This is a genomic window from Blastococcus sp. SYSU DS0616 (genome assembly GCF_054051015.1).
Genome location: NZ_JBJHAJ010000008.1, coordinates 147556 through 157941 on the forward strand (window position 1 = coordinate 147556; position 10386 = coordinate 157941).

Consider the following 10386-nt stretch of genomic DNA (forward strand, 5'->3'; position numbering starts at 1 on the left):
CTCGACACCCATGGCCGCTTTCGTCGATCGGGTCACCATCCACGTCGCTGCCGGCAACGGCGGGCACGGCGTCTCCTCGGTGCACCGCGAGAAGTTCAAGCCGCTCGGTGGGCCCGACGGGGGCAACGGCGGGGACGGCGGCGACGTCGTCCTCGAGGTCGACCCGAACGTGCACACCCTGCTGGACTTCCACCACCGACCCCACCAGAAGGCGGCCAACGGCCGCCCCGGTGCGGGCAGCAACCGGCACGGCGCCCGGGGCGAGGACCGCGTGCTGCGGGTGCCCGAGGGCACCGTGGTCAGCACCCCCGACGGCCGCGTGCTCGCCGACCTGGTGGGCGCCGGCACCCGCGTGGTGCTCGCCCACGGCGGCAAGGGCGGGCTGGGCAACGCCGCGCTGGCCAACCCCCGCCGCAAGGCGCCGGGGTTCGCGCTGCTCGGTGAGCCGGGCGAGGCGTTCGACGCGGTGCTGGAGCTCAAGAGCATCGCCGACGTCGGCCTCGTCGGGTACCCGTCGGCCGGCAAGTCCTCGCTGGTCGCCGCCATGTCCGCGGCCCGGCCGAAGATCGCCGACTACCCGTTCACCACGCTGGTGCCCAACCTCGGCGTGGTCCGCTCCGGCGACACCGTCTACACGATGGCCGACGTGCCCGGCCTGATCCCGGGCGCCTCGGCCGGCAAGGGGCTGGGCCTGCAGTTCCTCCGGCACGTCGAGCGCTGCGCCGTCCTGGTGCACGTCATCGACATGGCGACCATGGAGTCCGGCCGCGACCCCGAGACCGACATCGACGCGCTGGAGCACGAGCTCGCGGAGTACGGCGGGGAGGAGCTCGACCTCGTCGGCCGGCTCCGGATCGCCGTGCTCAACAAGATCGACGTCCCCGACGGCCGCGAGCTGGTCGACCTGGTCCGCCCCGCCCTCGAGGAGCGCGGCCTGCAGGTGTTCCCGATCAGCGCCGTCACCGGCGAGGGGCTGGCGGCCTTCGGGTACGCGCTGGCCGCGGCCGTCGAGGAGCACCGTGCCTCGCTCCCGGCGCCCGAGCCGGTGCGGGTGACGCTGACCCCGCGCGCGGTCGACGACTCCGGCTTCACCGTGGAGCGCGACCCTGCCGACCCGGAGGCGTTCGTCGTCCGCGGCGTCAAGCCCGAGCGGTGGGTCCGGCAGACCGACTTCACCAACGACGAGGCCGTCGGCTACCTCGCCGACCGGCTCAACCGCCTCGGGGTGGAGGAGCAGCTGGCCCGTGCCGGCGCTCGCGAGGGCGACGCCGTGACCATCGGCGACGTCACCTTCGACTGGGCGCCGACGCTTCCGGCGGGCACGCTCACCGCCGAGGAGTCCGCGGGCCTGGGTGGCCGCGGGACCGACAATCGGCTCGAGGTCACCGAGCGCATCGGGGCGGCCGAGCGACTGGCGGCCAAGCGCGCCCGCCGGGTGCCCTTCGAGGTCACCGAGGACGGCTGGACCGACGAGGACCTCGAGGGGATGGACGACGACCTGCCCGGGAAGGCCCCCCGGTGACCCGCGCGGCCGCCGAGACCGCGGCCCGGCCCTCGATCGCCGGCGCGGGCCGGGTCGTGGTCAAGGTCGGCTCCTCTTCGCTGACCACGCTGCCCGGGGGCCTGGACGTCGCACGCCTCACCGCGCTGGTCGACGCCCTCGCCGCCGTCCGGGCGTCGGGCCGGGAGGTGGTCCTGGTCTCCTCGGGCGCGATCGCCGCGGGGCTGGCGCCGCTCGGCCTCGACGGGCGCCCTCGTGACCTCGCCACCGCGCAGGCGGCGGCGAGCGTCGGGCAGCTGCGCCTGGTGCAGACCTACGCCGACGCGTTCGCCCGGCACGGGATCACCGTCGGCCAGGTGCTGCTCACCTCCGACGACCTGACCCGGCGCAGCCACTACCGCAACGCGCAGCAGACGGTCGACAAGCTGCTCAGCCTCGGCGTCCTCCCGGTGGTCAACGAGAACGACACCGTGGCCACCGAGGAGATCCGCTTCGGGGACAACGACCGGCTGGCCGCGCTCGTCGCCCACGTCGCGCGGGCCGACGCGCTGGTCCTGCTCTCCGACGTCGACGGCGTCTACGACGGCGACCCGCGCATCGGCCCGGCGCAGCTGGTCGACACCGTGCGCCACCCGGCGGACCTCGCCGCCGTCGCCCTCGGCTCGGCCAGCCGCAACGGCGTGGGCACCGGCGGCATGGCGACCAAGGTGGAGGCGGCCTTCATCGCCGCGCACGCCGGCGTCCCGGTCGTCGTGACCTCCACGCCCCAGGCCGCCCCCGCGCTCGGTGGGAACCGGGTGGGCACGCTGTTCGCCCCCATGGGCAAGCGGCCCAGCGCCCGCCAGTTCTGGCTGCGCTACGCCAGCCGCCCCCGCGGCCGCCTGGTCCTCGACGACGGCGCGGTGGCCGCTCTCCGGGAGCGGCACGCCTCGCTGCTGGCCGCGGGAATCACCGGCGTCGTGGGGGAGTTCCTCGCCGACGACCCGGTGGAGCTGGTCGGGCCGGACGGCGTGGTCGTCGCCCGCGGGCTGGTCGCCTACGACGCCCGCGAGCTGCCGTCGCTCCTCGGGCGCAAGACCGGCGACCTGCCGCCCGAGCACCGCCGGGAGGTCGTGCACCGCGACGAGATGGTCCTGGTCGGACGCCTGCGCTGAGGGCTGCAGCCCGGCTGAGAGACTGCCCGGGTGACCATCCGCCCCATCCGCGAACTCGGTGACCCGGTGCTGCGCACCCCCTCCGACCCGGTCCGGGCCTTCGACGGCTGGCTGGCCGCGTTGATCCGCGACCTCGAGGACACCGTCGACCACCCCGGCCGGGCCGGGGTGGCGGCTCCCCAGATCGGCGTAGGCGTCCGCGCGTTCTCCTACAACATCGACGGGGTCATCGGGCACATGGTGAACCCGGTCATCGTCGAGCGGTCCGAGGAGATCCAGGACGGCGACGAGGGCTGCCTGTCGGTGCCGGGGATCTGGGCGCCGACCGTGCGCGCGATGCGCTGCGTCGCCGAGGGGTTCGACGTCGACGGCAAGCCGCTGCGGCTGGAGGGCGAGGGGTTGATGGCCCGCTGCCTCCAGCACGAGGTGGACCACCTCGACGGCAAGGTGTTCCTCGACCGGCTCACCGGCGACGCCCGGAAGGCCGCGCTGCGGGCCCTGCGCAACCGCTGATCCGGCGCGGTCCGACGGGTCGAGCGCAGGGGGCTCAGCCGCGGGACGACGCGCAGTCGGCGCAGGTCCCGAACACCTCGAGATCGTGCTGCACGTCGGCGAAGCCGTGCTCCGCGGCGATGCGGGCGGCCCAGCGTTCGACCGGGGGGTCGGCGACCTCCACCGTCATGCCGCACGAGCGGCACACGAGGTGGTGGTGGTGGCTGGGGGAGCAGCGGCGGTAGGCCGCCTCCCCGTCGGGGCTGCGCAGCACGTCGAGCTGGCCGTCGTCCACGAGGGCCTGCAGTGCCCGGTAGACCGTCGCCAGCCCGACCGAGTCACCGCGCTCGCGCAGCAGTGCGTGCAGGTCCTGGGCGCTGCGGAAGCCGTCGAGCTCCTCCAGCAGCGCGAGGACCGCGCTGCGCTGGCGGCTCGGCCGCCGGGCGCTGCCGTCGGTCTGGTCGGCTGTGCTCACCGTGCACCTCCCGTCCCGGGCCCGCCGGGGACCGTCGCCGTGCCGTGCTCGTCGTAGTGGACTCCCGCGCCGGTCAGGTGGGGGGCGTGCAGGTGGCCGTCGTGGTCGTAGTCGACGTGGTCGCCGTGCGGTACCGGCCGGTGGCCGCACCCCTCGCCGTGCTCGTGCGGATGGGCGCCGTGGACCGGGCCGCGCCGCCGGTGCCGACGGCGCGCGGTGGCCTCCCGCAGCGCCACCGCGGTGGACACGACGAGGAAGACCGCGATCGCCAGCAGCACGATCGTCCCGCCCGAGGGGGTGCCGGTGTAGTACGACGCCGTCGTCCCGGAGACGCTGACCACCAGGCCGATGCCGCACGCCAGGTAGAGCGCCTGCCGGAAGCTGCGCGCCAGCAGCTGCGCCACCGCGCTGGGCACGATCATCAGCGCGCTGATCAGGAGCAGGCCGACGATGCGCATGGAGAGCACCACGGTGGCGGCGACCAGGGCGGCGAGGACGACGTTCAGGGCGAGGACCGGGAGGCCGACGGCCCGGGCGTACTCCTCGTCGTCGCTCACCGCGTAGAGCCGCTGGCCCAGCAGGGCGACGGCGGCGAGCACGGTGAGCGCGATGACCGCGAAGACGACCAGGTCGCCGGCGCCGGTGGTGGTGATGGCGCCGAAGAGGTAGGCGTCGAGGTTCGTGGCCTGGCCCCTCGGCGCGAGGCTGAGCAGCACCACGCCACCGGCGATGCCGCCGTAGAAGAGGACGGCGAGCGCGACGTCGCCGCTGGTGCGGCCGCGGGCGCGGACCAGTTCGATGAGCACCGCGCCCAGGACGGCCGCGACCAGGGCCGCGCCCACCGGGGCGGTGGAGGTGAGCACCCCGATCGCCACCCCGGTCAGGGCGACGTGCCCGAGACCGTCGCCGAGCAGCGAGAGCCGGCGCTGGACGAGGAAGACTCCCACCGCCGGCGCGACCAGCCCCACCATCAGCGAGGCGAGCAGGGCGCGCTGCATGAACCCGTACTCGAGGATCTCCACGTCAGCGGCTCCCCTTCGCCGTCCGCGCCGTCACGGTCGGCTGGTCGAGCCGGTACCCCGGCCGTTCCGGCTCCGCCGCTTCCCCGCAGTGGTGATCGTGGCCCGTGGCCGGCTCCGCGCCGGTCAGCGGCCCGTCGTAGGCGATCCGCCCGTGGTCGACCACGACCGCGCGGGTGAGCACGCCGGCCAGCGGCGCGGTCTCGTGGGTGACCACGAGCAGGGTGGTGCCGGTCGCCGACACGCGGCCGAGCACCTCGGCCAGCGCGTGCTGGCTGGCGGCATCCACCCCGGCGGTCGGTTCGTCCATGATCAGCAGCTCGGGCTGGGCGGCCAGCGCCCGGGCCACCAGGACGCGGCGCTGCTGGCCGCCGGAGAGGGAGGCGACCGGCTCCTCCATGCGGTCCGCGAGCCCGACGGCGGCGACGGCCTCGCCGACCGCCACGCGGTCGGCCGCTCCGAGCCGCCGGAACAGGCCCAGCCTGGCCAGCCGGCCGACCGACACGACCTCGCGGACGGTGGCGGGTACCGCTCCGCTGACCGTGTGCCGCTGCGGCACGTAGCCGATCCGCCCGCGTTCGCGCAGCCGGCCCACCGGCGCGCCGAGGACCTCGACCTCTCCGTCGAGCACGGTGGCCAGGCCCAGCAGGCCCCGGGCGAGGGTCGTCTTGCCCGAGCCGTTCGAGCCGAGGATCGCCACCGCCTCGCCGTGCCGCACCGTCAGCTCGACGCCGGCCACGATCGGCACGTCGTCGTAGCCGATGCTGGCGCCGCTCAGCCGGACGGCGGCGCCGGAGCGTGCGGTCATGAACAGGACTGGCCTTCCTGCAGCGTGGCAAGGTTGGCGCGCATCACCTGCAGGTAGTCCTCGCCCGCGGACTCGTCGGTGAGCCCCTCGATCGGGTCGAGCACGGCGACCTGCGCACCCGCCTCCTCCGCGACCGTCTCGGCGACCGCGGGGTCGACCAGGGTCTCGGTGTAGACGGTCGTGATCCCGTGCTCCCGGACCAGGTCCGCGATCTCGGCCTGCTGCGCAGGGCTGGGCTCCTGGGACGGGCTCAGCCCGCTGATGCCGACCACCTCCAGACCGTAGCGCTCGCCGAGGTAGCCGAAGGCGTCGTGGCTGGTGACCAGGGTGTCGACGGCGCAGTCGGCGAGCCCGGCTTGCATCTCCTCGTCGAGGGACTCCAGGTCCGCCCGCAGGGCGGCGGCGTGCTCCTCGTAGGTCGACGCGCCGTCGGGGTCCAGCTCGGTCAGGCGCTCGGCCAGGGCGTCGCCCACGGCGGCCAGCCGGGTCGGGTCCAGCCAGAAGTGCGGGTCGGTCGACTCGTCGCCGTGGGAGTGCTCCTCCTCGGCGGCGTGCTCCTCGGCGGCGTGCTCGTCGGCCGCGTGCTCGTCCTCGGCGTGCTCGTCCTCGGCGTGCTCCGCGTGCTCGCCCTCGACGAGGTCCGCGGCCTGGCCGGCGTCCCAGGCGGCGTCGCCGGCCTCGGAGGCGGCCGCCTCGTCCAGCGCCGGCTGGAAGCCCTCCAGGTACACGAGCAGGTCGGCGTCCCCGACGGCGGCGACGTCACGCGGGGTCAGTTCGAGGTCGTGCGCCTCGGCTCCCGACGGCGTCAGCGAGGAGACGGAGACGCGCTCCCCGCCGACGCGGGCCGCGGCCCACTCCAGCGGGTAGAAGCCCGCGACCACGGAGACCTCGTCGCCGCTCGCACCGCCCCCGCCGTCGGATGCGCACCCGGCGGCGAGGAGCACGCCGGTGGTGGCGAGAGCGGTGAGGGCGGCCCGGGAGGCGGCGATGCGCATGAGAATCATTCTCGCACGCCGCGTACGTGGGCGGTCCAGGGGCCCGGACGGAGGTGGGGCGGGGGCGCCCGCCGCGTACCCTCACGGGCGTGTCCGACGTCTCCGGCCTGCCCTTGATCGGTGCCGCCGCGCTGCGCGCGAAGGCCGCCTCCCGCGTGCTGCGCACCCTGCCGACCGACACCAAGGACGCCGCGCTGACGGCGATGGCCGACGCGCTGGTCGAGCGCACCGACGAGATCCTGACCGCCAACGCGGCCGATGTCGCCGCCGCGCGGGCCGACGGCACGCCGGAGGCGATCGTCGACCGGCTGCGCCTGGACGCCGGCCGCGTCGCCGGCGTCGCCGACGCGCTGCGCCAGCTGGTCGCGCTGCCCGACCCGGTGGGCGACGTGGTGCGCGGCTCCCGGCTGCCCAACGGGCTGGAGCTGAAGCAGGTCCGCGTCCCGCTCGGCGTGGTCGGGATCGTCTACGAGGCGCGCCCGAACGTCACCGTCGATGCCGCGGGCCTGTGCCTCAAGAGCGGCAACGCGGCGCTGCTGCGCGGGTCGGCGTCGGCGTTCGGCACCAACGCCGCGCTGCTCGCCGTCCTCACCGAGGCCGGGGAGAAGGCCGGGCTGCCCGCCGGGTTCGTCGAGCTGCTCCCGGCCGACCGCGCGTCGGTGGGGGAGCTGCTGAACGCCCGCGGTCTGGTCGACGTGGTGATCCCGCGCGGCGGCGCCTCGCTGATCCAGCGGGTGGTGCGCGAGTCGCGGGTGCCGGTCATCGAGACCGGGGAGGGCAACTGCCACGTGTACGTCGACGCCTCCGCCGACCCGGAGATCGCCGAGGCGGTGGTGCTCAACTCCAAGACCCACCGGGTGAGCGTCTGCAACTCCGCGGAGACGCTGCTGGTGCACCGCGACGTCCCGTTCCTGCCCCGGTTGCTCGCCGCGCTCGCCGGCGCCGGCGTCACGCTGCACGGTGACGACGCCGCCCGGTCCGCGCATGACGGCGTCGTCCCAGCCACCGACGAGGACTGGGGCACCGAGTACCTCTCGATGGACATGGCGGTGCGGATCGTCGACGACCTGCCGCAGGCCCTGGAGCACATCGCGCGGTGGAGCACCGGCCACACCGAGGCCATCGTGGCCGACTCGGCCCGCGCCATCGCCGACTTCACCGCCGGGGTCGACGCCGCCGCCGTGCTGGTCAACGCCTCCACCCGGTTCACCGACGGCGGCGAGTTCGGCTTCGGCGCCGAGATCGGCATCTCCACCCAGAAGCTGCACGCCCGGGGCCCGCTCGGCCTGCCCGAGCTGACCTCCACCACGTACGTCGTCACGGGGTCCGGCCACACGCGCTGACCCTGCCGCCTCTCGAGGAGTCGCATGCCCCGCCCGCCGTCGCAGTCCCCCCACTTCTCGTCGGTCGCGGACGTCAGCAAGCGGCTGTCCACCGCCGGCTACCTACCCGACGCGCAGATCGCGACGACGGTCTTCCTCGCTGACCGCCTCGGCAAGCCGCTGCTGGTCGAGGGACCGGCGGGCACCGGCAAGACGGAGCTGGCCAAGGCGCTCGCCGCGGCCACCGGGTCGGAGCTGATCCGCCTGCAGTGCTACGAGGGCCTGGACGAGGCACGCGCGCTGTACGAGTGGAACTACAAGAAGCAGCTGCTGCGCATCCAGGCGTCCCAGGCCGAGGGCGGCGCCGACTGGGACACCGTGCACGACGACATCTTCGGCGAGGAGTTCCTGCTCTCCCGGCCGCTGCTGACCGCGATCCGCCGCACCGAGCCGACCGTGCTGCTCGTCGACGAGACCGACAAGGCCGACGTCGAGGTCGAGGGGCTGCTGCTCGAGGTGCTCAGCGACTTCCAGGTCACCATCCCGGAGCTCGGCACGATCGCGGCCACCCGCCGGCCGACCGTCGTCCTCACCTCCAACGCCACCCGCGAGCTCTCCGAGGCCCTCAAGCGGCGCTGCCTGTACCTGGCGCTGGACTACCCGTCGGCCGAGCGGGAGCGGGAGATCGTGCTGTCCCGCGTGCCCGACCTCGCCGCGGGGCTGGCCGACCAGCTGGTGGCCACCGTGCGGGCGCTGCGCGGGCTGGAGCTGAAGAAGTCGCCGTCGATCTCGGAGACCCTCGACTGGGCGCAGACCCTGCTGGAGCTCGGGCTGGACACCCTCGACGAGCCGGCGATGGCCGCGACGCTCGGCGTCGTGCTCAAGCACGCCAGCGACCAGACGCGGGCCGCGGCCGAGCTGCGGCTGAACTGATGGGGCAGCCGGTCGCGCCGGTCCGGGAGCCCGGGGGGCTCGCCGGGCACCTGGACGGGTTCGTGCGGGCGGTCCGCGAGGCCGGCATCCCGGTCGGGATCAGCCAGGCGGTCGACGCCGCGGAGATCCTCACCGTCGTCGACCTGCTCGACCGCGAGCAGCTGCGCCACGGGCTCGCGGCCGTGCTGCTGCAGCGCGCCGCGCAACGCGATGCCTACGACGTCCTGTTCGACCTGTGGTGGCCGCTCGGCGACCGCCCGGCGCCCGACGCGGGGGACGGCGACGGCCCGGGCGAGCCGGGGGAGTCCACCCTCGACGTCCCCGACGACGCCGCGCTCGCCGCGCAGATGCGGGACGAGCTGCTCCAGCTGCTGCAGGACGGCGACCCCGAGGCCCTGCGCCGGTTCGCCCGCGAAGCAGTCGACCTCCTGGGGCAGGGGCAGCCCACCCCGTCGGGGCAGTCGTACTTCAGCTACCGGGTGATGCGGGCGCTCTCGCCGGACACGCTCGTGGCCCAGCTGCTCGCCGGGCTGCTCGGGGAGTCCGGCCGTGGTGGCCTGGCCGAGCAGGTGGCGCGGCAGACGGTGCGCGACCGGCTGGCGGCCTTCCGGACCGCGGTCGAGGCGGAGGTCCGCCGGCGGACGGCGGCGGAGAAGGGCCGCGACCGGGTCGCGAAGAACGCCGTGCGGCCGCTCGCCGACCAGGTCGACTTCCTCCGCGCCCAGTCGGCCGACCTCGCCGAGCTGCGCCGGGCGGTGGCCCCGCTGGCCCGCCGGCTCGCCGTCCGGCTCTCCGCCCGCCGGCGCCTCGGGCGTCAGGGCCGGCTGGACTTCCGCAAGACCGTGCGGGCCTCGCTCGGCACCGGCGGGGTCCCGGTGGTCACCCACCACCGGCCGCGCAAGGTGCACAAGCCCGAGCTCGTGGTGCTCTGCGACGTCAGCGGCTCGGTGGCCGGGTTCAGCCACTTCACGCTGATGCTCACCCAGGCGCTGCGGGAGCACTTCACCGGTGTGCGGGCGTTCGCGTTCGTCGACTCCACCGACGAGGTCACCCGGTTCTTCCGGCCGGGTGTGGACGTCGCCGACGCCATCGCCCGGATCGGCCGCGAGGCCCAGGTCGTGGGCTTCGACGGGCACAGCGACTACGGCACCGCGTTCGACGTGTTCGCCGACCGCTGGGCCTCGGCCATCGGTCCCAAGACGTCGCTGCTCGTGCTCGGCGACGGGCGGACCAACTACCGGCAGCCGGGTGTCCCGGTGCTGGCCGGCCTGGTGTCGAAGGCCCGCTCGGCGCACTGGCTGAACCCCGAGCCGCGCCGGCTCTGGGGGAGCGGTGACTCCGCCGCCGACCGGTACGGCGAGGTCATCGACATGGTCGAGTGCCGCAACGCCGCTCAGCTCGCCGACTTCGTCACCACCCTGTGAGAAGGGACCGACGTGCCGGTGCGCCGGCGGCCCCGAGGTGCTTCCGGGTCGGTGCGTAACCGGACGCTGCCGGCTCCGTTGGACAACGCGGTGCCGACGTGTCGTCACCCGCCGGGGGGGGGGGGGGGGGGGGGGGGGGGGGGGGGGGGGGGGGGGGGGGGGGGGGGGGGCGGGGGCGGGGGGGGCGGGGGGGCGGCCGCGCGGGGGGGCGGGTGGGGGCGCCCCCCGGCGACCCCCCAGCGAGCCCCGGCCGCCCGGCCGCC

Annotated in this window: 10 protein-coding genes; 6 read left to right on the forward strand and 4 right to left on the reverse strand. The window is 75.3% G+C overall.

Annotated elements, in window-relative coordinates; translation table 11 throughout:
• Window positions 1-10 precede the first annotated feature (10 nt).
• From obgE to ACI79K_RS08595, 3 genes are read left to right on the forward strand one after another with little or no spacing between them, the layout of a single operon-like run.
• Window positions 11-1522 carry a GTPase ObgE gene (gene obgE / locus ACI79K_RS08585; RefSeq protein WP_456599510.1) on the forward strand — a complete coding sequence of 504 codons (1512 nt, stop codon included), beginning with the start codon at window positions 11-13 and terminating at the stop codon, window positions 1520-1522.
• Window positions 1519-2655, forward strand: a complete 1137-nt coding sequence (proB, locus tag ACI79K_RS08590; RefSeq protein ID WP_456587597.1) for a glutamate 5-kinase — start codon at window positions 1519-1521, stop codon at window positions 2653-2655. The genes obgE and proB overlap by 4 nt, the downstream gene beginning before the upstream one ends.
• A 30-nt stretch (window positions 2656-2685) precedes the next feature.
• On the forward strand, window positions 2686-3168 hold the full coding sequence (locus ACI79K_RS08595; RefSeq protein ID WP_456599511.1) for a peptide deformylase: 483 nt from the start codon (window positions 2686-2688) through the stop codon (window positions 3166-3168).
• Between the two features lie 34 nt (window positions 3169-3202).
• On the opposite strand, the gene ACI79K_RS08600 is transcribed toward ACI79K_RS08595, so the two are convergent.
• The 4 genes from ACI79K_RS08600 to ACI79K_RS08615 are packed head-to-tail and all read right to left on the reverse strand — an operon-like array spanning window position 3203 to window position 6444.
• Window positions 3203-3622, reverse strand: coding sequence for a Fur family transcriptional regulator (locus ACI79K_RS08600; protein ID WP_456587595.1), 420 nt, complete (start codon window positions 3620-3622; stop codon window positions 3203-3205).
• Window positions 3619-4644 (reverse strand): iron chelate uptake ABC transporter family permease subunit, encoded by a 1026-nt coding sequence (locus tag ACI79K_RS08605; protein WP_456599512.1) that lies wholly within the window; start codon window positions 4642-4644, stop codon window positions 3619-3621. The genes ACI79K_RS08600 and ACI79K_RS08605 overlap by 4 nt, the downstream gene beginning before the upstream one ends.
• Window position 4645: 1 nt before the next feature.
• Window positions 4646-5449: a metal ABC transporter ATP-binding protein gene (locus tag ACI79K_RS08610; RefSeq protein WP_456599513.1), complete on the reverse strand. Its 804-nt coding sequence runs from the start codon at window positions 5447-5449 to the stop codon at window positions 4646-4648.
• On the reverse strand, window positions 5446-6444 hold the full coding sequence (locus ACI79K_RS08615) for a metal ABC transporter substrate-binding protein (RefSeq protein WP_456599514.1): 999 nt from the start codon (window positions 6442-6444) through the stop codon (window positions 5446-5448). The genes ACI79K_RS08610 and ACI79K_RS08615 overlap by 4 nt, the downstream gene beginning before the upstream one ends.
• Window positions 6445-6533: 89 nt before the next feature.
• On the opposite strand from ACI79K_RS08615, the gene ACI79K_RS08620 reads away from it, so the two are divergent.
• From ACI79K_RS08620 to ACI79K_RS08630, 3 genes are read left to right on the forward strand one after another with little or no spacing between them, the layout of a single operon-like run.
• Complete coding sequence (locus tag ACI79K_RS08620) at window positions 6534-7787, forward strand: glutamate-5-semialdehyde dehydrogenase (RefSeq protein ID WP_456587591.1); 1254 nt, start codon at window positions 6534-6536, stop codon at window positions 7785-7787.
• A 24-nt stretch (window positions 7788-7811) separates the two neighbouring features.
• Entirely contained in the window at window positions 7812-8699 is an 888-nt protein-coding gene (locus ACI79K_RS08625) for an AAA family ATPase (RefSeq protein ID WP_456587590.1), read from the forward strand.
• Window positions 8699-10123, forward strand: a complete 1425-nt coding sequence (locus ACI79K_RS08630; RefSeq protein WP_456599515.1) for a vWA domain-containing protein — start codon at window positions 8699-8701, stop codon at window positions 10121-10123. The genes ACI79K_RS08625 and ACI79K_RS08630 overlap by 1 nt, the downstream gene beginning before the upstream one ends.
• Window positions 10124-10386 lie beyond the last annotated feature (263 nt).